Source organism: Reyranella sp. (genome assembly GCF_965249915.1).
Taxonomy (GTDB): Bacteria; Pseudomonadota; Alphaproteobacteria; order Reyranellales; family Reyranellaceae; genus Reyranella.
The window spans coordinates 3,432,276-3,458,990 of sequence record NZ_OZ252257.1 but is presented as its reverse complement, the minus strand read 5'-3'; the positions used below and the strand labels follow the sequence as shown (position 1 = coordinate 3,458,990).

General features: G+C 66.1%; 28 protein-coding genes and 2 pseudogenes. 19 read left to right on the top strand and 11 right to left on the bottom strand.

Features of this window, described 5'->3' with window-relative positions; translation table 11 throughout:
• Positions 1–53 precede the first annotated feature (53 nt).
• The 7 genes from ACP15H_RS17200 (at position 54) to ACP15H_RS17170 (ending at position 6,708) form a co-directional block, all read left to right on the top strand.
• Positions 54–1,703 (top strand): GMC family oxidoreductase, encoded by a 1,650-nt coding sequence (locus ACP15H_RS17200; RefSeq protein ID WP_425067403.1) that lies wholly within the window; start codon positions 54–56, stop codon positions 1,701–1,703.
• Positions 1,696–3,264 (top strand): ABC transporter substrate-binding protein, encoded by a 1,569-nt coding sequence (locus ACP15H_RS17195; protein ID WP_425067402.1) that lies wholly within the window; start codon positions 1,696–1,698, stop codon positions 3,262–3,264. Before ACP15H_RS17200 ends, ACP15H_RS17195 begins: the two co-directional genes overlap by 8 nt.
• 124 nt (positions 3,265–3,388) lie before the next feature.
• Entirely contained in the window at positions 3,389–3,607 is a 219-nt protein-coding gene (locus tag ACP15H_RS17190) for a hypothetical protein (protein WP_425067401.1), read from the top strand.
• A 116-nt stretch (positions 3,608–3,723) separates the two neighbouring features.
• Positions 3,724–4,671, top strand: coding sequence for an OmpA family protein (locus ACP15H_RS17185; protein ID WP_425067400.1), 948 nt, complete (start codon positions 3,724–3,726; stop codon positions 4,669–4,671).
• A gap of 342 nt (positions 4,672–5,013) precedes the next feature.
• Entirely contained in the window at positions 5,014–5,244 is a 231-nt protein-coding gene (locus ACP15H_RS17180) for a bacteriocin (RefSeq protein ID WP_425067399.1), read from the top strand.
• 94 nt (positions 5,245–5,338) lie between these two features.
• Positions 5,339–5,647: an RNHCP domain-containing protein gene (locus tag ACP15H_RS17175; protein WP_425067398.1), complete on the top strand. Its 309-nt coding sequence runs from the start codon at positions 5,339–5,341 to the stop codon at positions 5,645–5,647.
• A 23-nt stretch (positions 5,648–5,670) separates the two neighbouring features.
• Entirely contained in the window at positions 5,671–6,708 is a 1,038-nt protein-coding gene (locus ACP15H_RS17170; protein WP_425067397.1) for a serine hydrolase domain-containing protein, read from the top strand.
• 138 nt (positions 6,709–6,846) lie between these two features.
• On the opposite strand, the gene ACP15H_RS17165 is transcribed toward ACP15H_RS17170, so the two are convergent.
• A complete protein-coding gene (locus tag ACP15H_RS17165) occupies positions 6,847–8,532 on the bottom strand; it encodes an N-acyl-D-amino-acid deacylase family protein (RefSeq protein ID WP_425067396.1) in 1,686 nt (561 codons plus the stop codon).
• 60 nt (positions 8,533–8,592) lie between these two features.
• Between ACP15H_RS17165 and ACP15H_RS17160 the strand changes: the two genes are divergently transcribed.
• Complete coding sequence (locus ACP15H_RS17160) at positions 8,593–9,570, top strand: Bug family tripartite tricarboxylate transporter substrate binding protein (protein WP_425067395.1); 978 nt, start codon at positions 8,593–8,595, stop codon at positions 9,568–9,570.
• A 97-nt stretch (positions 9,571–9,667) separates the two neighbouring features.
• Entirely contained in the window at positions 9,668–10,453 is a 786-nt protein-coding gene (locus ACP15H_RS17155; RefSeq protein ID WP_425067394.1) for a dienelactone hydrolase family protein, read from the top strand.
• Positions 10,454–10,599: 146 nt separating this feature from the next.
• Here the strand turns inward: ACP15H_RS17155 and ACP15H_RS17150 are convergent, their stop codons facing one another.
• The 5 genes from ACP15H_RS17150 to ACP15H_RS17130 form a co-directional block, all read right to left on the bottom strand.
• Positions 10,600–11,544, bottom strand: coding sequence for an arginase family protein (locus ACP15H_RS17150; RefSeq protein ID WP_425067393.1), 945 nt, complete (start codon positions 11,542–11,544; stop codon positions 10,600–10,602).
• Position 11,545: 1 nt separating this feature from the next.
• Positions 11,546–12,802: a M20/M25/M40 family metallo-hydrolase gene (locus ACP15H_RS17145; RefSeq protein ID WP_425067392.1), complete on the bottom strand. Its 1,257-nt coding sequence runs from the start codon at positions 12,800–12,802 to the stop codon at positions 11,546–11,548.
• A complete protein-coding gene (locus ACP15H_RS17140; RefSeq protein ID WP_425067391.1) occupies positions 12,802–13,467 on the bottom strand; it encodes an amino acid ABC transporter permease in 666 nt (221 codons plus the stop codon). The genes ACP15H_RS17145 and ACP15H_RS17140 overlap by 1 nt, the downstream gene beginning before the upstream one ends.
• An 89-nt stretch (positions 13,468–13,556) precedes the next feature.
• Positions 13,557–14,363 carry an ABC transporter substrate-binding protein gene (locus tag ACP15H_RS17135; protein WP_425067390.1) on the bottom strand — a complete coding sequence of 269 codons (807 nt, stop codon included), beginning with the start codon at positions 14,361–14,363 and terminating at the stop codon, positions 13,557–13,559.
• Between the two features lie 28 nt (positions 14,364–14,391).
• Complete coding sequence (locus ACP15H_RS17130; RefSeq protein WP_425067389.1) at positions 14,392–15,156, bottom strand: amino acid ABC transporter ATP-binding protein; 765 nt, start codon at positions 15,154–15,156, stop codon at positions 14,392–14,394.
• Between the two features lie 116 nt (positions 15,157–15,272).
• Here ACP15H_RS17130 and ACP15H_RS17125 point away from each other — a divergent pair, with 116 nt between their 5' ends.
• Together ACP15H_RS17125 and ACP15H_RS17120 are read left to right on the top strand one after the other, a co-directional pair.
• A complete protein-coding gene (locus ACP15H_RS17125; RefSeq protein WP_425067388.1) occupies positions 15,273–16,151 on the top strand; it encodes a LysR family transcriptional regulator in 879 nt (292 codons plus the stop codon).
• A complete protein-coding gene (locus tag ACP15H_RS17120; RefSeq protein WP_425067387.1) occupies positions 16,152–17,420 on the top strand; it encodes a M28 family peptidase in 1,269 nt (422 codons plus the stop codon).
• A gap of 3 nt (positions 17,421–17,423) precedes the next feature.
• Here ACP15H_RS17120 and ACP15H_RS17115 read toward each other — a convergent pair whose 3' ends face one another.
• A complete protein-coding gene (locus ACP15H_RS17115; protein WP_425067386.1) occupies positions 17,424–18,320 on the bottom strand; it encodes a LysR family transcriptional regulator in 897 nt (298 codons plus the stop codon).
• Between the two features lie 91 nt (positions 18,321–18,411).
• Between ACP15H_RS17115 and ACP15H_RS17110 the strand changes: the two genes are divergently transcribed.
• The 4 genes and pseudogenes from ACP15H_RS17110 to ACP15H_RS17095 form a co-directional block, all read left to right on the top strand.
• Positions 18,412–19,296 (top strand): pirin family protein, encoded by an 885-nt coding sequence (locus ACP15H_RS17110; protein WP_425067385.1) that lies wholly within the window; start codon positions 18,412–18,414, stop codon positions 19,294–19,296.
• Positions 19,297–19,345: 49 nt separating this feature from the next.
• A complete protein-coding gene (gene wrbA / locus ACP15H_RS17105) occupies positions 19,346–19,945 on the top strand; it encodes an NAD(P)H:quinone oxidoreductase (RefSeq protein WP_425067384.1) in 600 nt (199 codons plus the stop codon).
• Positions 19,946–20,186: 241 nt separating this feature from the next.
• Positions 20,187–20,297, top strand: a pseudogene (locus ACP15H_RS17100) (ISAs1 family transposase); the annotation flags it as partial.
• A gap of 4 nt (positions 20,298–20,301) precedes the next feature.
• Positions 20,302–20,520: pseudogene (locus ACP15H_RS17095) on the top strand (ISAs1 family transposase); the annotation flags it as partial.
• A gap of 57 nt (positions 20,521–20,577) precedes the next feature.
• On the opposite strand, the gene ACP15H_RS17090 reads toward ACP15H_RS17095, so the two are convergent.
• Positions 20,578–21,756 carry a pyridoxal-phosphate-dependent aminotransferase family protein gene (locus ACP15H_RS17090; RefSeq protein ID WP_425067383.1) on the bottom strand — a complete coding sequence of 393 codons (1,179 nt, stop codon included), beginning with the start codon at positions 21,754–21,756 and terminating at the stop codon, positions 20,578–20,580.
• 100 nt (positions 21,757–21,856) lie between these two features.
• Between ACP15H_RS17090 and ACP15H_RS17085 the strand changes: the two genes are divergently transcribed.
• From ACP15H_RS17085 to ACP15H_RS17075, 3 genes are all read left to right on the top strand, one after another.
• A complete protein-coding gene (locus tag ACP15H_RS17085; RefSeq protein WP_425067382.1) occupies positions 21,857–23,119 on the top strand; it encodes an aspartate aminotransferase family protein in 1,263 nt (420 codons plus the stop codon).
• Positions 23,119–23,262 carry a hypothetical protein gene (locus ACP15H_RS17080; RefSeq protein ID WP_425067381.1) on the top strand — a complete coding sequence of 48 codons (144 nt, stop codon included), beginning with the start codon at positions 23,119–23,121 and terminating at the stop codon, positions 23,260–23,262. The genes ACP15H_RS17085 and ACP15H_RS17080 overlap by 1 nt, the downstream gene beginning before the upstream one ends.
• An 88-nt stretch (positions 23,263–23,350) precedes the next feature.
• Positions 23,351–24,277: an SMP-30/gluconolactonase/LRE family protein gene (locus tag ACP15H_RS17075; RefSeq protein WP_425067380.1), complete on the top strand. Its 927-nt coding sequence runs from the start codon at positions 23,351–23,353 to the stop codon at positions 24,275–24,277.
• 10 nt (positions 24,278–24,287) lie between these two features.
• On the opposite strand, the gene ACP15H_RS17070 is transcribed toward ACP15H_RS17075, so the two are convergent.
• Positions 24,288–24,674: an SET domain-containing protein-lysine N-methyltransferase gene (locus ACP15H_RS17070; RefSeq protein WP_425067379.1), complete on the bottom strand. Its 387-nt coding sequence runs from the start codon at positions 24,672–24,674 to the stop codon at positions 24,288–24,290.
• Between the two features lie 218 nt (positions 24,675–24,892).
• Between ACP15H_RS17070 and ACP15H_RS17065 the strand changes: the two genes are divergently transcribed.
• On the top strand, positions 24,893–25,330 hold the full coding sequence (locus tag ACP15H_RS17065; protein WP_425067378.1) for a GNAT family N-acetyltransferase: 438 nt from the start codon (positions 24,893–24,895) through the stop codon (positions 25,328–25,330).
• Here the strand turns inward: ACP15H_RS17065 and ACP15H_RS17060 are convergent.
• Together ACP15H_RS17060 and ACP15H_RS17055 are read right to left on the bottom strand one after the other, a co-directional pair.
• A complete protein-coding gene (locus tag ACP15H_RS17060; protein WP_425067377.1) occupies positions 25,327–25,728 on the bottom strand; it encodes a RidA family protein in 402 nt (133 codons plus the stop codon). The two genes, ACP15H_RS17065 and ACP15H_RS17060, sit on opposite strands and share 4 nt — an antisense overlap.
• Positions 25,729–25,743: 15 nt before the next feature.
• The gene (locus tag ACP15H_RS17055) at positions 25,744–26,715 is read right to left on the bottom strand and encodes a Bug family tripartite tricarboxylate transporter substrate binding protein (RefSeq protein ID WP_425067376.1); all 972 of its coding nucleotides are present in this window, start codon (positions 26,713–26,715) and stop codon (positions 25,744–25,746) included.

Below are 26,715 nucleotides of genomic sequence, written 5' to 3'. Positions count from 1 at the left end.
CCCGCTTGCCGCCATATTGTGTGCGGCATCGTTCGGTCGCTCAAGGACGTGGAATGACAACAGACACCGCTTCCCGTCTCGACGGGGACTTCGACTACATCATCGTGGGTGCCGGCTCGGCCGGATGCGTGCTCGCGAACCGGCTCTCCGCCGATCCGCGGAATCGCGTGCTCGTGGTCGAGGCGGGCGGCCGCGATAACTGGATCTGGTTCCACATTCCGGCCGGCTATCTCTTCGCCATCGGCAATCCGCGCGCCGACTGGATGTTCCAGACCGAGAAGGAGCCGGGGCTCAACGGCCGCGCGCTCAACTATCCGCGCGGCAAGGTGATCGGCGGCTGCTCGGCCATCAACGGCATGATTTCGATGCGCGGCCAATCACAGGATTACGATCACTGGCGGCAGCTCGGTCTCACCGGCTGGGGCTGGGACGATGTCGCGCCGGTGTTCCGCAAACTCGACAGTCACTTCCTGGGCGATACCGAGCATCACGGCGCCGGCGGCGAATGGCGGGTCGAGGAATCGCGCGTGCGCTGGGAGGTGCTCGATGCGGTGATCAAAGCCGCCAACGAGATGGGCATTCCGCAGACAGGGGACTTCAACACCGGCGACAATACCGGCGTCGGCTATTTCCACGTGAACCAGAAGCGCGGCGTGCGCATGTCGGCGGCGCGCGCCTTCCTGAAGCCGGTGCTGAAGCGGCCGAACCTCCGGCTCGAGACCGGCGTGCTGGTCGAGAAGCTGTCGTTCGAGGGCAAGCGCTGCACCGGCGTACTCTATCGCCAGGACGGCCGCCTCGTCGAGGCGAGGGCGCAGGGTGAGGTCATTCTCGCCGCCGGCGCGGTCGGTTCTCCGCAGATCCTCCAGCTCTCCGGCATCGGCGCGCCGGACTGGCTGGGCGAGGTCGGCATCCCGGTGCTCCACGCGCGCGAGGGCGTCGGGCGGAACCTGCAGGACCATCTGCAGCAGCGGGCGATCTACAAGGTCAACGGCGTAAAGACCCTCAACATGACCTATCACTCGCTGGTCGGCCGGGCTTTGATGGGCATGCAATATGCATTGCTGCAGAAGGGGCCGCTCACCATGTCGCCCTCGCAGCTCGGCATCTTCACGCGCTCTTCCCCGGATCAGGAAAGGTCGAACATCGAATTTCATGTGCAGCCTCTTTCGCTCGACAAGTTCGGCGAGCCGCTGCATCGCTTCCCGGCGATCACGGTGAGCGCCTGCAACCTGCGCCCGACTTCGCGGGGCACGATCAAGCTGCGTTCGGCCGATCCGTCGGCCAAGCCCGTCATCGCGCCCAACTATCTTGCGACCTACGAGGACCGCACCGTGGCAGCCGACGCGATCCGCGTGACGCGGCGCCTGATGCGCCAGCCCGCGATGCAGCCCTATCATCCGGAGGAATATCTGCCCGGGCCCAGCGTTGGCGACGACGATGCCTCTCTCGCCAAGGCGGCCGGCGACATCGGCACCACGATCTTCCACCCCGTCGGGACCGCGAAGATGGGACTGCCTTCGGATCCGCACGCCGTGGTCGACGAGCGACTGAGGGTCATCGGTCTGCAGGGGCTTCGCGTGGTCGATGCGTCGGTCATGCCGACCATCACGTCGGGCAACACCAACACACCCACGATCATGATCGCCGACAAGGCGGCTGGAATGGTCCTTGCGGACAACAAACAAGGAGGCATGCGTGCGTAAGAAAATTCTTGGACTGATCGCGGCGGTCGGTCTTTCGGTGCCGGCCGTTGCCATGGCGCAGCAGCCTTCGACGCTGCGGGTGGTGGCGCATTCGGACCTCAAGATCCTCGATCCGATCTGGACCACCGCCTTCATCGTGCGCAATCACGGCTACATGATCTACGACACGCTGTTCGCGCTGGACGGCGAACTCAAGATCAAGCCGCAGATGGTCGATACGTGGAAGATGAGCGACGACAAGCTCACCTGGACCTTCACGCTGCGCGACGGGCTCGAATTCCATGACGGCCAGCCGGTCACGACCGAGGACGTGATCGCCTCGCTAAAGCGCTGGGCGTCGCGCGACAGCCTGGGCACCATCCTGTGGGCGAAGGTCGCGGAGCTGAAGGCGGTCGATGCCAAGACCTTCCAGATCGTGCTGAAGTCGCCGACCGGCGTCGTGCTGCAGGCGCTGTCCAAGCCCTCGGGCAACCCTTTCATCATGCCCAAGCGCATCGCCGAGACGCCGGGCACGGACCAGATCAAGGAGTTCGTCGGATCGGGCCCGTTCATTTTCAAGGCCGATGAATGGAAGCCCGGCGACAAGACCGTCTACGTCAAGAACCCCAAGTACAAGCCACGGCCTGAGCCCGCGTCCGGCCTGGCCGGCGGCAAGATCGCCAAGGTCGACCGGGTCGAATGGCTCGCCATTCCCGACCAGCAGACGGCGGTGAACGCGCTGCAGGCCGGCGAGATCGACGTCATCGAGGCGCCGCAACACGACCTCTATCCGCTGCTGAAGAAGGACCGCAACGTCTCGCTGGTGACCACCAACAAGTGGGGCAACCAGTACATCTATCGCTTCAACCAGCTCTTCAAGCCGTTCGACAATGCCAAGAACCGGCAGGCGATGCTCTATGCGCTGAACCAGAAGGACTTCCTGAACGGGGTCATCGGCGACCCCGAGTACTATACGGTCTGCAAGGCCATGTTCATGTGCGGCGGCCCCTACGAGACGACCGCAGGCTTCGCCGACAAGTACGAGAGCGACTTCGCCAAAGCCAAGCAGTTGCTCGCCGAGGGCGGCTACGACAACACGCCGGTCGTGCTGCTGCATTCGACCGATCTCTACGTGCTGACGAACATGGCGCCGATCGCCAAGTCGCTGATGGAGAAGGCCGGTATGAAGGTCGACATGCAGTCGATGGACTGGCAGACGCTGGTCGCGCGCCGCGCCAAGAAGGATGCACCGGACAAGGGCGGCTGGAATGTGCTCATCACCTCGACCTCGGGAGCCGATTCGCTCGATCCGCTGACTTACAGCTTCATCAGTGCGGCCTGCGACAAGGCCTGGTTTGGCTGGCCGTGCGACGCCGAGATCACGCGCCTGCGTGACGCCTTCGCCGACGAGACCGACGAGGCCAAGCGCAAGGAGATCGTCGAGAAGCTCCAGCTCCGCGCCGCCGAGGTCCCGACGCATGCCTTCCTGGGCCAGTACAACAATGCGATGGCCATCCGGAAGAATGTCGTCGGCAGCGTCGTCTCGCCGGTGCCGGTCTTCTGGAACATCGAGAAGAAGTAGGGGGCGTGCGGAACCGGCTTCATTTCCGGCAAGGCAGTGCAGACTGAACTTTTCGCCGGGCGGGACGTTGTGCGCGCGCAACCTTTCGCCCGGAGCCCGACATGACGATGCAAAGAAGTGCAGGATGGTGATCGCCGATCAGGGGGCGTGGGCCAAGGCCGAGCTGCTCGCCCGTCGCATCTACCAGCTCACGACGGTGCCGATGCGCTCCGAGAATCACCCGACCTGGGATCCGACATGGCGCAAGGCCATGGAAGCGGCTTTCGCTGCCATCGGCTCGGGAGAGGAAGAAAGGATGGATGGCGCGCTGGTGCAGCTCGAGAAACTTGCGCGCAACATGTAGTCCGGATGTGTATTTGAGGCGCTTTTGAACCTCTGTGGCGAGTGCGGCCGCAATGCAACCAAATCGGGGCAGAGGAGTTATTCGCTCGTGGTTCCATCATGAGCGGGGAAGTTCGAATGAAGAAATTCTTGGCAGCAGCGGCTTTCGTGGCATTAGCGCCGGCAGCCGTTCACGCGCAGACAATCAACGCGCAGGAAGGCTTCTACATCGGCGCTGGCGGCGGCGCCGCGTGGTTCCTCGGTTCGAATTCCAATGCCAGCACGTGGACGGGCTGGGCTGTCGGCGGCAAGGCGGGTTACGACTTCGTCGGTCCGCGCTTGGAACTCGAAGTAGGCTACGGCCAGATTCCGACCTCGGCCAACATCCCGGGCACGGCGATCAACGGCAAGGTCGGCCAGCTCAATGTGATGGCGAACCTGCTGTACGACTTCATGCCGACCTCGGTCATCACCCCGTACATCGGAGCCGGTGCGGGTGTCGCGTTCGTCGACAGCAATTCCTCATTGGGCAGCACCCAGTTCGCCTATCAGGGCATGCTGGGCGTCGCCTACAACGTCAATGAGCAGCTCCGCTTCACGGTCGAAGGCCGCTACGTCGGCACGACGAACCCGAGCGTCAACACGCCGTTCGGCAATGTGACCTTCCAGAACAACAACATCCTCGCCCTGGCCGGCGTGACCTACAAGTTCGTCTCGCCGCCGCCCCCACCGCCGCCGGCTCCGACGATGGTGGCGCCGCCGTCGTTCATGGTGTTCTTCGACTGGGATCGCGCGAACCTGTCCGCCCAGGCCCTGACGACGATCAAGCAGGCCGCCGACTCCTACAAGCAGAAGGGCAACGCCCGCATCACCGCGACAGGTCACACCGACACGTCGGGCGCGCCGGCCTACAACATGGCGCTGTCGCTGCGTCGTGCGAACGCCGTCAAGGACGCCCTGGTTCGCGAAGGCGTGCCGGCGACCGCGATCGCGGTGGTTGGCCGTGGGGAGCAGGGCCTGCTGGTCCAGACCGGCCCGAACGTCCGCGAGCCGCAGAACCGCCGCGTCGAAATCGTCATCCAGTAAGGCGATCGTTCACGCTGATTACACCGCGCCGGCAACGAACCGGCGCGGTGCGCGTTAGAAGCATGCCGGACCTCACCGTCCGGCCCTCCGGTTGCAGCCTTCCAACCCCTCTCCCCGAGTGGCGTCGGCTGCGACCGGAGACCTCTCTTCCCGATATCCTCACCCCGTGCCGTCCCGGCCTCTTCGTGAGCGCCGGTGTTGTTGCGTGTTCGGGTGGCACGGCTGGTAATTCGGCAGGAGCAGTGGCCATCGCGTGATCGCGCCTGCTCGCGGTTCAGTGAACGCAACCTGCAGGCTCCCTCACACGTTCTTTCGCCAACAATTCACGCGCAGGAGACTCTCATGCTGAAGTTCACGAATATCGCTCTCGTTGCGGCTCTCGGCTTGGGTGTCGCTGCCTGCGGAAACAATCCGACGGATCGTGCCCTCACCGGCGGTGCGATTGGCGCCGGTACGGGCGCCGTGGTCGGTTCGACCATGGGTGCCCCGGTGGCCGGTGCGGTGGTGGGTGGCCTGGGTGGCGCTGCGATTGGCGCCGCGACGACGCCGCGCAACGACGGCTACTACCGCTAATCTCACCTCTTTGACCGAAGCGGGGGGTGGGCACTGAGAGGTGCCCACCCTTTTTCGTGTGCGGATCGGAGGGGGCAATGCAAAAATGCGATGCATGGCCCGCCTCTTCACACGCAATATCGAGGACTTCACGTGCGAGCGCTGCGGCACCTCGGTTCAGGGCAACGGTTTCACGAACCATTGCCCGTCCTGCCTGTGCAGCAAACACGTTGACGAAAATCCCGGAGACCGCGCCGCGAACTGCGGCGGCCTGATGGAGCCGATCGCCGTCGAGCAGGCGCGCGGCCGCTACATCATCGTGCATAAGTGCCTGAAGTGCGGCCAGGTGAAGAGAAACAAATCCTCACCGGATGACAGTTCCCGCGCCCTGGTCGAGGTGGCCCGGCGGAGAGCCATGTCTTGAGGGGCTTAGCCCTCCTTGTCTTCGTGATCGTCGCCGTTTGCGGCGGGGCCGCGTCTGCTCAGGGTGTTGAGCACATCGAACAGGCATGGCGCGACTGGATGGCGAAGACCCAGCGCACGCGCGGTGGACTGGCGGTGATGCAGGCCGGGCAGCAGCTGCACGAGGCGAGTGCGGGCGGTCTCACTCCCGGAGCCCAGGTCCCCTACGCGAGCCTGTCCAAGGCGATAACCGGTGTCTGCATCGCCACGCTGATCGAACGGGGAACGCTCTCCTTCGAGACCACGGTGGCGCAGGCGCTGACCCGGACGCTGGTGCGCACCGGCCGTCCGTCCGATCCGCGCCTGCTGGCAGTGACCATTTCCCAACTTCTGGTCCATCGTGCGGGCTTCGGTTCCTCGACCGGCGGTGGCGGCGAACTGGCGAACTACCTGCGTCGCAACTCGGGCGGTCGCACCGCTTTCGACGAACAGCTCCGATGGCTGTTCGCCCGTGGCCTGCAATACCCGCCGGGTGAGCGCTTCGAATACTCGAACGCGAACTACCTGATGCTGGGTGCCATCATCGAGGAGGCGGCCGGCCAGCCCTACGAGCGCTACTGCAAGGCGGCGGTGCTGACGCCCCTGGGCGCGCGGCAGGCCATGCTCGATCCGGCCTGGCGCATCCTCTCGAGTTACGGCGGCTGGCGGATGCCACTCTTCGAGTACGCCCGCTTCTACCAGGCCTTTGCCTTGGGCAATCCCGCGATCGGTCCACGGTCGCGGCAATGGATGATGTCCCCCGAGGGCAAGCAGGTCGGCGGCGGTGTGCACTACGGGCTCGGTACCTTCGTCCGGCCGACCGCCCGCGGCGGCGGCAATTTCTGGCACGCCGGCCGCTGGATCTACGATCTTCCCGGCGCCCACGATGGGCCGCTGAGCGCTTCCTACTCGACCTTCGCGGTGCGGCTGGGTGCGCTCGACGTCAATATGGTGAGCTATGCCGAACCGGGCCGCGAGCAGGGAGATGGCAGCCTCGACCGGATCCTGGGCGACGCGGCGCGCGGCGTGAAGCGATGGCCGTGACTCGGTGGACCGGCGGATCAAGACCGGCACCACCGGTCAATGCGTTGGCGGCCGCCGGGGTGCCTTATGCCCCAGGCAGTGCCAGTTTCGGGGCGGCCTTATGGGGCAACGTCCGCGCCGTTCCGCTGTGCACCCACGCTATGACGCAAACGAACGCAGCACCTTGCCCGGGCGCGAAGCAGGGTCGGCGCAGAATCCCGTCTTGTCGGCGGCCCGATTGCCGTTGATCCAGACGCCGTGCAGGCCGACGGCGCCGGCGGTGAGGCGGGCCGCGCCGGCCGGCAGGTCATGGGCGCGCCGCTTAGGTCCACGCGCCACGGTCGCCGGGTCGAACAGCATCAGGTCGGCGGCGAGGCCCTCGCGCAGCAGGCCGCGATCCTGGATGCCGAACAGCTTCGCCGGCTGACCGGTCAGGCGATGCACCGCGTTCGGCAGGTCGAGCACGCCGAGGTCGCGGCTCCAATGCCCCATCAGATGCAGGCCGAAGCCTGCGTCGCAGAAGAAGGTGAGATGCGCGCCGGCGTCGCTCAGCGAGATATGGGTGTTGGGATCCGCCAGGATACGGCCCACCGCCTCATCGTCATTGTGCAGAAGCTGCGCCACGAACATCGTGTCGAGATTCTCCGACAGGGCGAAGTCGAGGATGAAGTCGAACGGCTCCTTGCCAGCAGCCTTGGCGAGCTGGGCCAGCGTGGCCCCTTCCATGGCGCGGTTCTCGTCCTTTGCGGTCTCGACGACAAACAGCTTGTCCCATTCGCCGTTGAACAGCAGCCGGCCACGCTTGGCCAAAAGCTCCTCCCGCACCGAGGCACGCCAGGCCGGATCGCGGTAGATCTTCGCGAGCTCTGCCGGATCGTGCGCCGCCATCGCCGGCTTCCACGCCTGCATGCTCTCGAACAGGTAGGGGCTGTGGAAGGTGAAATCCATGCTGAGCGGGCAGCAGGAGGTTTGCGCCACCAGGGTGCGGCCGCGGGCGCGGGCCGCGTTCACCTGGTCGAGCGTGGTGAAGGCGGCTTCGGGATTGGTGTTCGAATGGAACAGCGCGGCGATCACGACCGGGCGGTTGGCTTCGGCGGCGATCTCCTCGAGATACGGGATCGTCGTCGTGCGGCCCTTGGTCAGCATGTAGACGCCGGTACCGCGCTCGCCCATCGCCTTCACCAGCGTGCGCAGCTCATGGTCGTCGGCCAGGCGCGACGGCATCGGCGTGCCGCCCTCGCCATTGTGCGCTTCCGAGGTCGAGGAGGCGAAGCCGACGGCGCCCGCCGCCATCGCCTCGCGCACAAGGTCGGCCATCCGGGCGACCTCGTCCGCACTGGCTGCGCGCTCGGTGGCATCGCCGCCCATCACGAAGGTGCGGATCGCGGAGTGGCCGGCGAAGCAGGCGACGTTGGGGCCGACGCCATTCGTCTCCAGCATGTCGAGATATTGCGGGAAGCTCTCGAAGCCCCAGTTGATGCCGGCGCGCAGCGCGTCGAGCGACATGCCCTCGACATGGGTCAGGTGGCGCATGGTGAGATCGCGATCGGCCGGCTTGCACGGCGCGATGGTGAAGCCGCAATTGCCCAGGATCGCGGTGGTGACGCCCAGCGCCGGCGAGGGATCGACGAAGGGATCCCAGGTGATCTGCGCGTCGTAATGGGTGTGGCCGTCGATGATGCCCGGCGCCAGCGCCAGCCCGTCGGCCTTCACGGTCTCCTTCGCGGCGCCGAGCTTCGGGCCGATGGCGGCAATCCTGCCATCCTTCACGCCGAGGTCGCCCTTGAGGGGCTGGGCGCCCGAACCGTCGTGGATTTCCGCATCCTTGATGACCAGATCGAACATGTTTTTTTCCTCCCGGATTGACCCTAGTCTGTCAGCAAGGAAATGGAACGGGAGGATTGCATGACAGGCATGACGCGGCGCGGCTTCGTGGTCGCGGGCACGGCGGGTGCGGCATTCGGACTGGCGCCGGCGATCGTCCGTGCGCAGGACTATCCGACCAAGCAGGTCCGGGTGGTGGTGCCCTATCCGGCGGGCGGCGGCACCGACCTGGTAGCGCGCCTGGTCATCCCGCGCCTCGCGGAGCGGTGGAAGCAGACGGTCATCATCGACAACAAGGGCGGCGCCAGCGGCATCCTGGGCAGCGAGATCGTCGCCAAGGCCCCGCCCGACGGTTACACGCTGCTGGTCACCACCAGCGCCCACACGATCAATCCCTACACCACGAAGGTCCTGCCCTACGACACCGAACGCGACTTCACGCCGGTGACGCCGCTGATCGAGGGGGCGCTCGCGCTGATCGGCTCGCCCAAGGCGGGTATGGACTCGATGGAAAAATTCATGGCGGCGGCGAAGGCCAATCCCGGCAAGTACCAGTTCGGCAGCACCGAGAACACGACCCGCATGGTGGGGGAGCTGTTCCGGGTGAAGAGCGGGCTGCAGATCGAGAACGTGGCCTACAAGGGCGCCGCACCGATGATGCAGGAGCTGGCCGGCGGCCATATCCCGGTGGGCTTCACCAGTCCGCTGACGGTAATGTCGCACCACCGGGCGGGTACGCTGCGCATGCTCGCGGTGAGCGGTAACAAGCGGCTGCCGGGCCTCGAAGACATTCCGACCATCGCCGAGGCGGGCGTGCCGGGCGTCGACACGACGGCCTGGTTCGCGCTGTTCGGTCCGGGCAAGATGTCGCCCGCGCTCGCCAACCGCATGCGCGACGATGTCGTGGCGGTCCTGGCCGAGCCCGAGATGCAGGCCAAGATCCGCGACCTGTCGAGCCTGCCGGGCGGCGAGGCGCCGGACGCCTTTGCCCAGCGGATCAAGAAGGAGTTGGTGAGCTGGGGCGAAATCGCCAAACTGGCGGGCATCCAGCCGGAGTGATTTTGCTGGGGGCGCGCCGCTCCAGCGGCGCGTCTTTGGAGATCTTGACGGTGGCCGCGCCACTGGAGTGGCGCGCCCCCAGCGGATGAGGCGCGACATGATCCGTCTGCTCGTAATCGTCCTTCTCGTGGCTCTGGGGACGCCCGCCTGGGCGCAGTCGGTGAGCTTCCCCAGCGTGACCGTCGGCAGCAGCCAAGCCGGGCCGGAAGTGAAAGGCTGGGTCTACAAGCCGGCGGGCAACGGACCGTTTCCGGCGATCATCCTGGCCCATAGTTGCGCCGGAACGAACCCGCATACCGACGGGTGGGGCAAGCTGCTGGTGAGCTGGGGCTATCTCGTGCTCGCGCCGGATTCCTTCGGCCCGCGCGGTACCAGGGCCGTCTGCACGACGCCCAACGTGGTGACGCCCAACATGCGCGTAGCCGACATCGCGGGCGCGCTCGACTATCTGGCGACGCGGCCCGACGTGATGAAGGGCAAGGTCGGCATCATCGGCCACAGCCATGGCGGCTCGACCGTCATACGCTCGGCGCAGAGGAACTTTGGGCTGGCGCAACGCGGCCTGGCGGCAGGCGTCGCCTATTATCCCGGCTGCAACCCACAGCTCGATGGCGGCATCGACGTCCCGGTGCTGCTGCTGGCCGGCGACAAGGACGACTGGACGCCCGCCGATCGCTGCCGCAGCCTGGTCTCGGGCCTGCGGCGCGGCGACCTCGTCGAGGCGGTCTACTACCCCAACGCCTATCATAGCTTCGACTCGAAGGTCGCCGACCGCAACGTGCCCGGCGCGGCCGGCAAGCAGCATCACCTCGCCTACGACACCGTCGCCGCTCCCGACGCCGAGGCGCGGACGAAGGCGTTCTTCGCGAAGTACCTGCGTTAGCGCGCTGCGTCTCCCCACCAATAACCTCGTCCTGAGGAGGCCGCGCAGCGGCCGTCTCGAAGGATGGGAACGAGCACCAAGTCTGTGGCCCATCCTTCGAGACGCGCGCGATGCGCGCTCCTCAGGATGAGGTCGTGCATAATTTACTACTGAGCCTCCGCCAGACCCATCTGCCGGCACAGCAGCACGAGCGTCTCGTAGATCACGTGCGAGCAGAGGTGGGCGGCCATGCCGTTCACATCCTGCGGCGGGCTCACCGTGTTCACGTCGACGGCCACGATGTTGAGGTCCGTGAGGCAGCGCAGCAGGTCGATGCCTTCGCGGGCGCTCAGCCCGCCCCAGGACGGGGTGCAGACGCCCGGCGCGCAGGACGGATCGAACACGTCCATGTCGAAGCAGAGATAGACGGGCCGCTTGCCGACCTCGTCGCGGAACTCGGCCATGCGCTGGGCGAAGCCGCCGCGGATCAGCTCGTCGATCGACACGACCTTGTAGCCGAGGCTCAGGGCGCGCGGCACGACGCCCTGCGCGTAGGTCGTGCTGCGGATGCCGACATGCCAGGAGAATTCGGGGTCGATGAGGCCTTCTTCGGCGACATGGGTGAACTGGGTGGCGGAGTTGTACTTCTCCTCCGAGCCGTAGGCGTACGAATCGGTGTGGGAGTCGATGTGGAGCGCCGCCATCTTCGGGTACTTCTTGCCGACCGCGCGGGCGACGGGAACGGTGACCGAGCCGTCGCCGCCGATGGTGATCGGCACGGCCCCTGCCTCGACGATGCGGTCGGCCGCCTGCTCGATTCGTTCGAAGGCATCGACGATCTTCGAGGGCGTGAGTTTCACGTTGCCGCAATCGACCAGGCCCAGCGCGGTCGCGGGATCGAAATCGGCATTGGTCGGATTGAAGCGCCGCATCAGCTGCGACTGCTGGCGGACCGAATCGGGGCCGCCGCGCGCGCCGATGCGCATGTTGGTGCCGCAGTCGAACGGGATGCCAAGGATTGCGGCCTTGTTCGCCGGACCGGGCCGTCCGTAGGGCACGCCCATGAAGGTCAGGGGCAGGGTGAACAGCTCGTCGTCGGACAGACGGTCCATGTCAAAGCTCCGCGGAGAGGAAGTCGTAGGCGACCAGGGTGTGGATCTTTGCGACGGCCAGCAGCTCGTCGACCAGCACATACTCGTCGGCACCGCCCATGTTGAAGGGCGTGAGGCCCAGCACCACGGTCGGCACATTGAACATGCGATACCAACGCGAGTCCGAACCGCCGACCCTCATGTTGACGGCCGGTGTCTCGCCCAGCACCTCGGCGGCGACGGCGGCGGTGCGTGTCACGATCTCGTGGCCGGGATCGGTGAAGGACGGCTCGAAACGGCGGATCGCCTTCCAGCTCACGCCTTCGAGCGGGCCCAGCCATTCGTCCAGTTTGGCGGCAAGCACGTCGGTCGTGATGCCGACCGGTAGGCGAATGTCGGCGCGGGCAATCGCATGCGTGGGCACCAGGTTGGGCGAGGTGCCACCCTCGATGGTGCCGATGTTCACCGTGACCCGCGACAGCGTGTCGGCCTCGCCCGTGCCCGACAGGGGCTCGGAAATGGGCTTGGCCTTGCCGATCGCATTGGTGACGACGGGCGGCGGCTGGAAGGGTAAGTCCTCGAGCTGCTTCAGGTAGTCGAGCGCGGTCCGCAGCCGGTCGATGGCGTTGGTGCCCTTGTGGACATGGGCGCCGTGGGCGGGGGAGCCCGTGGTCTCGATCTCGACCCACATCAGGCCCTTTTCGCCGAACCGCACGACCTTGGGCGAGCCGACATCGCCGCAGATGTTGGCGTCGCCGGCGGCATGCGGGAAATGTTTGAGCAGATAGCCCGAGCCCAGCGAGCCCATGTTCTCCTCGTCACCGGCCAGGGTGAGCACGATCTCGCCATCCCAGGCATCGCGGTTCTCGGCCAGCAGCAGGGCGGCCAGCAGCGAGCAGGCGATGCCGCCCTTCATGTCGCAGACGCCGCGCCCGTAGAGCTTGCCGTCCTTCAGCACGCCGCCCAGCGGCGGCACGGTCCAGGGCAGGTTCTCCAGCAGAGGGAAAGTGTCGAGATGGCCGTTGAAGATCAGGCGGCGCCCCGGCGAGCGCCCGCGGATGCGGCCGATCAGCGAGACGATTCGCGGTTCCGGTTCGACCCGCTCGACCTCGATGCCGGGAATCTCGCGCAGCAGCGCTTCGGCCACCGCGGCCACGTCGAACGTGTCGCTCGGCGGGTTGGGCGAGGCGATGGCCACCAGCCGCTGCGTCACGGCGATGAGACGGTCGAGGGAGCCCTCGACCTTGCGCGCCAGTTCGGTACGGATTTTCGACGACATCAGCGAGCCTGCAGCCTGCGTTCCCAGAAGCGGATGGCCATGGCGAGCGGCCAGCAGATGAAGAAGTAGACCACGGCGATGAAGGTGAAGGTCTCGAGCGGCCGGAAGTTGGTGGCCGAGAGCTCCATGCCGCGTCTTGTGATCTCGCTCACCGAGATGACGGCGCCCAGCGAGGAGAACTTGATGAGCTGCACGAAGTTCGAGGCGAGCGGCGGCAGCGTCATGCGGATCGCCTGCGGCAGCACGATGCGATTGAACGACTGCAGCGGCGTCAGGCCCAGCACCTGGGCGGCCTCACGATGGCCCTTGGGCACGCTCTGGATACCGGAGCGGTAGACCTCGGAGATGAAGGACGCCTGGTAAAGGGCGAGGCCGATGATCAGGGCCACGAGCGCCTCGATGCGGACGCCGAACACGATCGGCAGCACGTAGTAGACCCAGAGGAGCTGGACCAGGATCGGCGTGTTGCGCACCACCTCGCCGATCGAGATGCCGATCCAGCGCAGGACCCGGAAGCGCGACATGTCGAGCAGCGCGATGATCAGCCCGCCGATCATCGCCAGCACCAGGGTGATGGCCGAGATGATCAGCGTCATCTGCAGGCCACCCATCAGGAAGTCGAAGCTTCCCCAGACCGTGTCCCAGCGGAATTGGTACTTGAACATTCAAGCCTCGGCGGAGCGCGCCACTCCAGTGGCGCTCCCCTTGATAACGAGCGCCACTGGAGTGGCGCGCTCCAATGAGCGAACGCCGATTACGGCGCGACGATCGGGTCGAGCTTGTGCTTCTTGGCGTACTTGAGCAGCCGTCCGTCGAGCTTGATCGTGTCGACGAACAGGTTGACGTAGTTCAGCCAGATCTGGTCGCCCTGCGGCACGACGTAGGCGTAGGGCGTGATGGCGAGCTTCTCGTTGGGGAGGATGTAGGTCGCCCAGTCGAACTCGTCGGTCACTTTGATGGCGGTCGGGAAGTCGGTAATGATGACGTCGACCCGCTGCGCGACGAGCTCGGCCTCGCGCGTGTTGGGCGGCGCCACCGAGACGACCTCGGCGTTCTTCACGTAGCCCTTCATGAAGGGCTCCATGTAGCTGCCCAGGGAGACGGCAGCCTTGACGCCCTTCTGGTCGATGTCCTTCCACTCCTTGATCTTGCTGTCCTTGCGGGTGACCGCATAGAGGTTGGTCAGCAGGTAGGGCTTGGAGAATTCGACGGCCTGGCCGCGCTTCATCGTGGCGCCGACGCCGAACATGCCGATCTCGCACTTGCCGGCCTGGAGGTCGGCGATGAAGGATCCGAAGCTCGACTCGACAATCTCGAGCTTGGCGTCGAGTTCCTTGGCCAATTCCTTCGCCAGGTCGGCGTCGATGCCTTCGATCTCGCCGGTCTTGGAATTGCGGAACGAGATCGAATAGTAGAGCGGGAACTGGCAGACCCGCAGCTTCTTGCTCTTGGTGATCTCGAAGAGACGCGACTGCGTCTGCTGGGCTTCCGCGCCCGTGATCGAAAATGCGCCAACCGTGCCGGCCAGCGCGAGCGCACCCAATATCCTTGCTACACCCATCATCGGTCTCCCTTGTTGACCTTCCCCATCACTCGTCCGCGAACTGCTGCAGGAAGCGCTGGGCGCGCTCCGTCTGCGGCGCATCGAAGAACGCCGAACCCGGCGCCGCCTCGACGATCTCACCTCGATCCATGAACACGGTGCGCGTGCCGACATGGCGCGCGAAGCCCATCTCATGCGTCACGACCAGCATGGTCATGCCCTCGCGCGCGAGTTGGCGCATGACGGCCAGCACCTCGCGGCGCAACTCGGGATCGAGCGCGCTGGTTGCCTCGTCGAACAGCAGGACCTTGGGCGACATGGCCAAAGCGCGGGCAATCGCCACGCGCTGCTGCTGGCCGCCGGACAGGCGCGCCGGATAGGCGTCGCGCTTCTCGAACAGGTCGACCTTCTTCAGCAGCGACTCGGCGATGGCGACGGCCTTGTCCCTGGGCATCTTCTTCACGCGGATCGGCGCTTCGATCAGGTTCTGCAGCACGGACATGTGCGGCCAGAGATTGAAGTGCTGGAAGACCATGCCGATCTCGGAGCGCACGTCGCGCGCGGCGGCCTTGACCTGCTTGTCCGGCGATGGCGTCGAAATGGGCACGCCCTCCATCACCACACGGCCCTCGCTCGGCTCCTCCAGCAGCGCAAGGCAGCGCAGCAGCGTGGTCTTGCCCGAGCCCGACGGACCCACGACGCAGACAACGTCGCGCTCCAGGACTTCCAGAGACACGCGCGTCAGCACCTGGTTCGCGCCAAAGCGCTTGGTGATGCCGTCCGCGAGGATGAGAGGGCTGGGATTGCTCATGTCATTCCATAAGCAATTCCTATGCCGCTCCTTATTCGCCTCCTGAATCGGCAAGAGTCTTGCTAGGAAGTGGATGCAATACGGGCAATGCACACAATAACGGCTGATTATAGAGTATGGACGTCAAGCTTCTCGAAGCCTTCCGGGCGGTCGTCGACCACCGCTCCATGACTGCTGCCGCGGGCGCCATGGGTGTGACCCAGCCCGCCGTCAGTACCCAGATCGCGCGTCTGGAGGAGGCGGTGGGTTTTTCCCTGTTCGAGCGCGCCAACGGCCGGCTGAAACCGACGCCCGAGGGCATTCTGTTCTATGCCGAAGCAAGCCGTGTGCTGGGAGAGGTCGACCGGCTGGAGGCCGCGACCGCGCAGATCCGCGAGGGCCAGTCGGGCCGGCTGACGATCGCCAGCCACCCTTCGGCCGCCATCTCCCTGTTGCCCAATCTCGTGGCGCAGTTCCTCGCCGAGCGTCCGGGCGTGGCGGTGCGGCTGATCTCGCGCCATTCCGACGTGGTGAGCCAGTTGCTGCCGACCGAGAGCTTCGACATCGGCATCGCCGAACTGCCGATCGACGACAGTCAGGTCGAGGTGCGGCGCTACGCGATGCGCTGCGTCGCGATCCTGCCGCCGCGCCATCCGCTCGCCTCCTGCAAGCTTCTGACGCCGCAACTGCTCGCGCCGCATCCGATGGTGATGCCGGCGCGATCGCATCAGGTCCCAAACCGCATCCGCAGCGTCTTCTCGGCGGCGGGCGTATCGCTGAACGCCGTGGTCGAAGCCGAGTTCTTCGCCACGCTGTGTGGTCTCGTGGCGGCCGGCGCGGGCTGGTCGATCGTCGATCCGCTGTCGGCGCGCAGCTTCGAGCATCTCGGTCTCGTGACGCGGCCCTTCGAACCCGCCGTCACCTACGATATTGGCGCCTTCCACCGCCGCGACCGCGAACCTTCGCTTCTGGCGACGGCCTTCCTCGACATGCTCGACGACAAACTGAAAGGGTGAATGATGCGTCTCGACGCCAACCTGATGGGTCGCCTCGCGGCCGACGAGGCGCTGTGGCGCGACTTCAACGACATCTGCGATTGCGGGGGCCGTCTCTCGGGCACCGAGAGCGAGAAGAAGGCCTTCGCGTTGCTGCGGGAGAGGGTGCGGGCGGCCTCGCCGGCCAATTCGGGCCGGTCGATTCCGGTGCCCTACAATGGCTGGCAGCCCAGGTCGGCGACGCTCGAGCTGCCGGGCGGAGCCTTTGCGCCGTGCCATCCGCTGGTGCGCACCATCGCGACGCCGGGCCTCACCGCCGAGGTGATCGACCTTGGGCGCGGCACGCCCGACGAGTTCGAGGCGCACAAGGCGGAGATCGCCGGCCGCATCGTGCTGGTGCGGCACGAGCTGATGTTCGCGGCGGGAACGATCCATCGCCGCCGCAAGTACGACATGGCGCGCGCCCATGGCGCGGTGGGATTCCTGATCGGCGGTCCCCTGCCGGGCCATGTGGTGGCGGGCTCCTCGGGCCGCGACTCGGGCGAGGGCATTCCCGCGCTCGGCATTTCGCCCGAGACGGCGGCGAAGCTGGCGCGCCGTTCGACCGGCTTCCCGTCCGTGACGATCGCCATCGAGACGGCGGAAGGGCCGGCGGAGACCGAAACGCTGGTCTTCGACTATCCCGGCCAGACCGACGAATGGGTGGTGCTGTCGGCGCATGTCGACGGCCACGATCTGGCCGAAAGCGCGATGGACAACGGCACCGGGCTTGCCGCCGTGCTGGCGGTGACGCGGGCGCTGTCGCCGGAAGTCGCGAAGTGGCGGCGCGGCCTGCGGGTGATGTTCTTCAGCGTCGAGGAATGGGCGCTGACGGGCTCGGCGCAATATGTGAAGGCGCTGAGCGAGGCGGAACGCGCGAAGATCGCGCTCAACGTCAATCTCGATTCGGTCGCGGGCAGCCCGAACCTCGCCGCCCTCACCAGCGGCTATGCCGGCGTCGAGCCTTTCCTGTTGGGCGTTGCCGAGGCCAATGGCCAATCCCTGCGCACCGTGCGGCCGTTGATGACCAATTCCGACCATGCGAACTTCGCGGCGAGTGGCATCCCGGCGATCCGCCTGGTGGCGGGCTTCGACGATCCCAACGCCCATCTGCGCGTCGTGCTGACACCCGCCGACACGCGCGACAAGGTCGCGCAAAGCGAGCTACGGCAGGCGACGATGCTCACCGCCGCGTTGGTCGCCGCCGCCTGCAATGCCGATCCGGAAGAAGCCGCGCGGTGGCGGGGGTAGACGCTACATCTGACTCCTGAAGCGCTCGATCAGCCATTGGGCGGCGGGGCCGGGCGGGCTGTCGATGCGGTGCAGGACGCGCAGCGGGTAGGTCGCCGCCCACCAGTCGGAGAGAGCGAGTTCGACGAGGCGGCCGGCCTCGATGTCGCCTTTTACCATCGGTGCCGGCATGCTGCCCCAGCCGACGCCAGCCAGCAGCAGCGCGTGCTTGGCGCCGAGATCCGCGAGCCGCCACGTCTTGGGACCGACCACACCAAAATCCTGGCCCTCGGTCAGCTTCGAGCGGTCGCTGAGGACGAGCTGGATATGATCGCGCGCCGCCCCTCGCGCCTGCCCTCCGAGACGCGCCAGGGGATGGAACGGCGCGGCGACAGGGACCAGCTGGACGCCGCCGATGGCGATGCTCTCGGTGTCGTCGACCGCGACGTTCAACGGACCGCTGATGGCAATGGTCGCCGTACCGTCTAGAACGAGCTGTGTGACCGCGCCCAGCGTCTCGACATGAAGCCGCAATGGCACGGTCGGGAAATTCGTCTGAAAGGCCTGCAGCGCGTCGACGAGACGGGCAGTCGGCAGCATGACGTCAACGGCGAGCGAGACTTCGGCCTCCAGGCCCTCGAGCAGCCCTTTCACCTTGGCGCGCAACATGTCGACGCCGTGCGTCACGGCGCGGGCCTCGGCCAGCACGGCCCGGCCGGCTTGGGTGAGCTCGGGTTTGCGCGTGGCAACCCGGTCGAACAAGGGCAGGCCGAGCTGCGCCTCCAGATTGTCGATGGCGTAGGTGATCGCCGAGGTCGCGCGGTTGAGACGCCGGGCGGCGGCAGCAAAGCTGCCAGCATCCACCACAGCGAGCAGAACCTGCAGTTGGGCAAAGGAGGGGGTGCCGGGCGTTTGCGTCATTTCTAAATTATCGAAAAGATCATTAAATATTATACGGATTTTCAGGCAGAGAGGCAGCGCCTACATAGCCTTCTTAGCAAGGAGGGCGGCCATGACGGCTTCGACCATCAACAAAAGCAGGCGCCAACTCGTTTCCATACATGAGGCGTTTCGGACCCTCGAAGGCGACGGTTTCGAAGTGCGCCGCGCCATTCCCTCCGACGCCTACGAGGCGATCGGCCCGTTTATCTTCCTCGACCAGTTCGGCCCGATCGATGTCCGGCCGGGCGAGGCCAAGGGCGCCTCGGCGCATCCGCATGCGGGCATCGAGACGCTGACCCTGCTGCTGGAAGGCAGCCAGACGCACAAGGACAGTCTGGGAAACACCAGCAGCATGCTGCCGGGCGAGGTCCAGTGGATGCGCGCCGGGCGTGGCGTGGTCCACGACGAGAGCCCGGATGAGCAGCTCCGCCGCGAGGGCGGTCACGTCCATGGCGTCCAGCTCTGGATCAACATGCCCAAGGGCACCAAGCACGGGGAGCCGGCCTATCGCCACGTGAAGGCGTCGGAGATCCCGACCGTCACGGCGGATGAGGGGCGCGTCGTGGCACGGCTCGTGGCGGGAAGCCTGGGCGATCTCCAGGGACCGATCGCGACGTCAGGCGCGCCGTTCGTCGTGCACGCCTCGCTGCGGGACGGTGCCCGCGCGGAGCTTCCCGCGAGCAGCCCGGCTGAACTCGGCCTCTACGTGATGGTCGGCGCCGTGCGCGTCGGCGGCGACGAGCGTCGGCTTGAGGCGGGCCAGCTCGGACGGCTGACGGCGGGCGACTCTCTCGAGATCGCGGCTACGGCTAACAGCGAGATCCTGCTGGTCGGTGGCGACCCTCTCGATGCGCCCATCCTGCGCCACGGACCGTTCGTCATGAACTCGATCGACGAACTCGAACGCGCAGTCCGCGACTACCACGCCGGTCGAATGGGCCGGATCGCGGCCTGAAGCCTCTCTTCCTCAACCCATCAACCTCAACCGACAACTGGAGACTGAAATGACCAAGGTTCTCGTCCTTTACTATTCGACCTACGGCCACATCGAGACGATGGCGGAAGCCATTGCCGCCGGCGCCCGCGAGGCCGGCGCCCAGGTCGACATCAAGCGCGTTCCCGAGACCGTGCCGGAAGAGCTGGCCAAGGCCGCGCACTTCAAGCTCGACCAGAAGGCACCGATCGCCAAGGTCGAGGACCTGGCCGACTACGACGCGGTGATCGTCGGCACCGGCACGCGCTTCGGCCGCATGTCCTCGCAGATGGCGAGCTTCCTCGACCAGGCGGGCGGCCTGTGGGCCAAGGGTGCGCTGAACGGCAAGGTGGGCGGCGCCTTCACCTCGACGGCCACCCAGCATGGCGGCCAGGAGACGACGCTCTTCTCCATCATCACCAACCTGCTGCACTTCGGCATGGTGGTGGTCGGTCTCGACTATGGCCACGCCGGGCAGATGACGATCGACGAGATCACCGGCGGCAGCCCCTATGGCGCCACCACGATCGCCGGCGGCACCGGTCAGCGCCAGCCGTCGGAGAATGAGCTGGTCGGCGCCCGCTATCAGGGCCGCCGGATCGCGGAGACGGCGAAGAAGCTCGTCGCCTGACATCGCTCAGCTACCTCCCCCGTCTTGCGGGGGAGGTGGCCCCAGCGCTGTTTACAGCGCCTTTGGCCGGAGGGGGCAGCCATGAGTCTGAACTCTTCGCGGCTGGCAATCATCGCGTTGCTCTCGCCCTCCCGGCCTCCTCCGTTTGACGGGGGAACGCATGTCCGTCCGAGTAAGTTGTTGTTCGGGCAAGGCAAATAGATTCCGAAGATGGCTCCTGCCGCAGAAGGAGCCATCTTCGCTGAAGCGCTTTGCGGCCTGTTTTGCGGACCTGCCGGACCCTCGTGCAGAGAACGCGCTGCACGATCTGACGGAGTCGCCGTTCATTGCGCTATCGACGCTGTGCGGAGCGACGAATTGAGAACTGCCTGCACGGGCCTCTCGACGTGCTGCTCGACGAAGGCCTCGCGCGAAACCGCGAGAACAATCGCCCCGCCAGTCCGGCCGTCCTGAAGCGCCTTACCCTCAACGTCGCGCGCGCTCAGCCAGACAAAACCTTCTCCCTGCGCGCGAAACTCAAACGCGCAGGATGGGGCGGCGCCTTCCTCTTCGACGGGTTCGGACACAGGCGATAGCCCTGGTCACCCGAGGGAGGTGGCCGCAGGCCGGACGGGGCGAGTTCCAGACGCGGTTTACGCCGACAGCGACTTGATCGCCGCGTCGACGCCGCCCGGGACGAACGGCACGCCCGAGGCCTTCATGGCGAGTTCGGTCGTGGCGAGGCAGCCGAGGAGCATCGGCTCGTTGAGGTCGCCCATGTGGCCGATGCGGAACATCTTGCCCATCATCTTGCCCAGCCCGCCGCCCAGCGACAGGTTGAAGCGATCGACGGCGGCCTTGCGCATCGGGTCCGAGCTGACGCCCTCGGGCATGACGACCGCGGTCACCGAGTTCGAAAGCCGGTCCTCGTTCTGGCAGAAGAGCTGCGGCCCCTTGCCGTCGGATCCCCACACGCGCACCGCGGCGCGCGTCGCTTCGGCGAGGCGCGCGTGGCGCGCGAACACCGCGTCGAGACCTTCTTCCTCGAGCATCTTCAGCGATTCCTGGAGGCCGAAGAACATGTGAACGGGCGCGGTGCCAACAAACTTCTGCGGCGCGCGGCCGGTCATCATCTCCCAGCTCCAGTAGTGGCGCGGCGTCTTGGACTTGCGCGACACTTCCAGCGCCTTGTTGCTGACGCCGGTCATCGACATGCCGGTGGGCAGCATCAGGCCCTTCTGGCTGCCGCCGACCGTCAGGTCGATGCCCCAGGCGTCCATCTTGTATTCCATGCTGGCGAGCGACGAGATCGTGTCGCTGAGCAGCAGGGCCGGATGCTTGGCCTCGTCGATCGCACGGCGCACCTCGGCCAGCGGCAGGACCATGCCGGTCGCGGTTTCGTTGTGGACGGTCAGGACCGCCTTGATCTTGTGTTCCGTGTCGGCGGCGAGGCGCTCGGCGATCCTGGAAATGTCGGCGCCCTGGCGCTGGTCGGCGGGAATCGTCTCGACCTTGATGTCGAGATGGTTCGCCATCTCGGTCCAACTCTCGGAGAAGTAGCCGGTCTCGACCATCAGCACGGTCTCGCCGGGCGAGAACAGGTTGGCGAGGGCGGCTTCCCAGGCGCCGTGACCGGTCGAGGAATACATGAACAGGTTCTGGTCGGTCTTGAGCACGCGCTTCAGGCCGTTGTGGCAAGCGTGATGGATGGCCACGAACTCATCCGACATGAAATCGATTACGGGCCGGTCCATGGCACGAAGCACACGGTCGGGAATGTTGGTCGGGCCGGGGTTGTTGAAGAATTGACGGCCACGGGGCTTGGCGTTCACGGCGTTCCTCCACCTTTTAGACGGCGGACTGTGGCGCGAGGCCCTTGGCGAAACAAGCGAGACAAGCGATGCTCAGCCATTAGCTGGGTTGAGGGCAAGTATGACCGTGCAAGAGAAAGATTCATCGCAGACGAACTCGGCCGTCGTCGCCGACTACAAGGCCAGGACGGGCAAATCGGCGGCTCTGTTCGAGCGCGCCCACAAGGTGCTGCCGAGCGGCATCACCCACGATGCGCGCTACCTCGACCCCTATTCGATCCACGTTTCGCGCGCTGCGGGCCCGCGCAAGTGGGACGTCGACGGCAACGAGTATGTCGATTACTTCGGCGGCCACGGCGCCATGCTGCTCGGCCATTCGCACCCTGCCGTCGTCGAGGCGGTCAAGCGACAGATCGAACTCGGCACGCATTACGGCTCCAGCCACGAGCTGGAGGTGCGCTGGGCCGAGCTGGTGTGCGAGCTGACGCCCTGCGCCGATCGCGTGCGCTTCACCGCGTCGGGCACCGAGGCCTCGCACATGGCGATCCGCCTCGCCCGCGCCCACACAGGCAAGGACAAGATCCTTCGCTTCCTCGGCCACTTCCACGGCTGGCACGATCACGTGACGGCGGGCGCCGGCGCGACCTATGACGGGGGCACCACGCCCGGCGTGCCGCAGGAGGTGAGCTCGCTGTCGATCGTCATGCCGAGCAGCGACGTTGCGGCGGTCGTGAAGGTGATCGAGGAACGCGACGACATCGCCGCCGTCATGTTCGAGCCGTCGGGCGCGTCGTGGGGCCAGGTGCCGCTGCCGCCGGGCTTCATCCAGGCGGTGCGCGATGCCACGGCCAAGAAGGGCGTCGTCATGCTGATGGACGAGGTCATCACCGGCTATCGCTGGTCCTCGGGCGGCGCGCAGAAGGCGTTCGGCATCACGCCGGACCTCTGCATCCAGGCAAAGATCGTGGCCGGCGGCCTGCCGGGCGGTGCCGTCTCGGGCAAGCGCGAGATCATGGACCGCATCGATCACGTCGCGACCGCGGCCCGCAAGATCGAGCGCATCCTCCATCCCGGCACTTTCAACGCCAATCCGCTGTCGGCCGCTGCGGCGGTCACTGCGCTGTCGCTGGTGCGCGATGAGGACCTTGCCGAGAAGGCCAACAGGACGGCGGCCGAACTGCGCGCGGCCCTCACCGAGGTGCTGGTCCAGGAAGGCGTGCCGTGGGGCATCTACGGCCAGAGCTCGACCTTCCTGATCTATCCCAATCCGTTCGGCGATCCGATCGATCCGGCGACCTTCGATCCGCTGAAGTTGCCGATCGAGAAGCTCAAGGGCGCGCGCGCGCCGCGGGGCCGCTCACCGGCAAGATCCGCATGGGCCTGATGACGCATGGCGTAGACGTCATGGGCTCGCCCGGCGGCTTCGTCTCGGCCACGCACGGCGGCGCCGAGATCGAGAAGACGGTCCATGCGCTCCGCGAGACCGTTCGCGCGCTCAAGGCCGAACGCGAAGTGAAGGCAGCTTAGGCGGCTGGGGGCGCGCGACTCCAGTCGCGCGTCTTCGTTGCTGAAACAATGATCGCGCCACTGGAGTGGCGCGCCCCCGGCGGGAGTTATGACGATGTACGGAATGACCAAGCCCGTTCCCGCGACCGAGTTCACACGGCTGCCGGACAGGTTCCGTAAGCCTGGGCGCACGTCGTGGGGTGACGCCAATGCGGTGGGGCAGTTGCTCGATTCCTTCCTCGAAGGGCCGAGCTTCGACCGCGCGGGCAATCTCTACGTCACCGACATTCCGTTCGGGCGCATCTTCCGAATCTCCCCGGCGGGCGAGTGGACGCTGGTGACCGAGTATGACGGCTGGCCCAACGGGCTGAAGATCCACAAGGACGGCCGCATCTTCATCACCGACTACAAGCGCGGCATCGTCCTGCTCGATCCCGACACCGGCACGGTGACGCCGCTGCTCGAGACGCGCGGTTCGGAGAGCTTCAAGGGCGTGAACGACCTGTTCTTTGCCCAGAACGGCGATCTCTATTTCACCGACCAGGGCCAGACCGGCCTGCACGACCCGACCGGCCGCGTCTATCGCTACGATACGGCAGGCAGGCTCACGATGCTGGTGAACACCGTGCCCAGCCCCAACGGGCTGGTGATGAACAAGGCCGAGACCGTGCTCTATGTCGGCGTCACGCGCGGCAATGCGGTGTGGCGGCTGCCGCTGATGGGCGACGGCACGGCGAGCAAGGTCGGGCTGTTCATCCAGATGAGCGGCGGCCATGCGGGTCCCGACGGCATGGCGCTGGACGATGAGGGCGGGCTGGTGATCGCCCATCCCAGCACCACGGCCTGGCGCTTCGATTCACTGGGGCGGCCGACGCACCATGTCGAATGCGGCGACGATATCTACTGCACCAACGTCGCCTTCTCCGGCCATGATCTCTATGTCGTGGTGTCGCGCCGCAGCGAGAAGGTCGCGGCCGGCACCATCCTCAAGGCGACCATGCCCGTGCCCGGCAAGGCGATGTTCTCGCACGCCTAAAGTATATCCACTACTTGGCGATCGGGTCGTAGCCGTAGTCGAAGGTCAGTTCTTCGCCCTTGGAGACGCGGCGTATGGACCACGCCTCGACCATCCAGCGATCGTGGACCTGGAGCATCCGCCATTCACAGTTGGGCTCCGGATCGTGGTTGATCAGGGAGATGTGACCGATCGCGACAAGGCCGCGTCGGGAGTTGACGGGATGATCGAAGTAGTTTCCGTTCAGGACAGTCTCGGTGACATGCTTGATGTCCCGCCCGGGCAGCTCCCAGGTGAAGCAGTCATCGATCTTTGTGCGCGCAGCGATGTCTGAGCACGCGGTGAGCCCAAGGCCACGACCAGGGATCGCCGTGACCCGATACGGTCGGACGGTGAGAGGGGTTTTGACGCGCTTCACGTGCTGGCGGCTTCCGGAACTCTAGGGACTCGCAAGGGGCTCAACTCTTTCCCGAACAGCCGCGTGCGGATAAGGAGGTGGCAATACTCGATCACCCTGTGGCCGATCAAGTGTTCGAAGCACCCCAGACGCCGAATCCCCGCAGACACATCCATCGGTGGCTCCGATGTAGCAATGCCCGTGCCGAGCAGCGGCAAGAGACTGTATAGTCCGCCGCGATGATCACCATTGGAAAGCTCGAACCGTCCGACCGCGCGCAATGGGAAGTGCTGTTCCGCGCCTACATGGATTTCTACGAGCGCACGCTCCCGCAGGCGATGTACGACCGCGCCTGGAACGAATTCGCCAAGGACACGCGCATGCACGCGCTGGGCGCCCGACTCGACGGACGCCTGGTCGGCATCACGCACTTCCTGATCCACGCCAACACCTCGTCCGACGATGTCTGCTACCTGCAGGACCTGTTCACCTCGGCCGAGGTGCGCGGCAAGGGCGTGGCGCGGGCGCTCATCCAGGCGGTCGCCGATTGGGCGAAGGCGCAAGGCTGCCCTCGCCTCTACTGGCAGACGCAGGCCAGCAACACGACCGCGCGGCTGCTCTACGACAAGATGGCCGTGAACCGCGGGTTCATTCGTTACGATATCGAATTGGGTTAACGCCGACCCTTGCCGATGTAGGCGATGGCCTCGATCTCGACGAGGATTTCGGGCGCGGCGAGGGCGCTGACCTCGACGAGGGTGGAAGCGGGAAAGTCACCGGTGAAGAACTCACGGCGAGCTTGCCAGACCTTGGTGTTGTTGGCGATCCGGGTGAGGAAGACCGTGATCTTCACCACGTCGGACATGGCGCCGCCGGCGGCTTCGACCAGCGACTTGATCTTGCCGAAGATGATCTTGGCCTGGGCGTATTCGTCCATCTTGCCCAGCGCCTCGGGATCGGCGCTGCGCGCGGTCATGCCGGAGACATAGGCGACGCCGTCCACCACGAGGCAGTTCGACCAGCGCTCGGGCGGCGGTTCGGCGACGTCGGGCGAGATCACACGTCGGATGGTCATGGCGTCTCCTTCTGGTTACTCGGGCTTCGCCCCCGAAGACTTCACGACCGGCGTCCATTTGTCGATCTCGGCCTTGATGAAGCGCGTCACCTCGGCAGGCGTCATGGTGCTGCCCTCGGCGCCGATCTCTTCCCAGCGCTTGATGACGGCAGGTTCCTTCAGCACGGCCTGCATCTCGGTCGCCAAGCGATCGACGATCGGCTGCGGTGTCTTGGCGGGCACGGAGATGCCGAACCAGGAATAGGAGATCAGGTCAGGATAGCCCAGCTCCTTCATGGTCGGCACGTCGGGAAAGGCGGGGCTGCGCGTTTCGCCGCTCACCGCCAGCGCGCGGACCTTGCCGGCCTTGATGTGCGGCGCGGCCGAGGGCAGCGAATCGAACATCACCGGCACGGTGCCGGCGATCGTGTCGATCATGGCCGGTCCGGCGCCGCGATAGGGAACATGGACCATCTCCGCGCCGATCACCTGGGCAAGCCGCGCGCCCAGCAGATGGTTGCTCGAACCGGCGCCGGAGGTGGCGTAGGAGAGCTTGCCGGGGTTGGCCTTGGCGTAGTCGACGAACTCCTTGAAAGTCTTGGCCTGGAAATTCGGATTGGCGACCAGCACGCTGGGATTGGTCGAGGCGATGGAGACATGGATGAAGTCGCCCATCGGATCGAAATCGCCGCCGCCGTAAAGCGTGGGCGAAATCGACAGGCCGGAGATCACCGACATCAGCAGCGTGTAGCCGTCGGGGGCTGCCTTGGCGACGAGGGCCGTGCCGACCATCGCACCCTTGCCCGGCTTGTTGTCGACGATGATGTTCTGGCCAAGCTTCTGGCCGAGATATTCGGCGACCATGCGGGCCACCACGTCGGTGGTGCCGCCGGGCGCGTAGGGCACGACGAGCTTGATGGGCTTGCTGGGCCACGGCGCGGTCTGAGCGGTGGCAGGGGTGGCGGCAACGGCGAGCGTCGCGGCGACGAAGGAGCGGCGGTTGAGCAT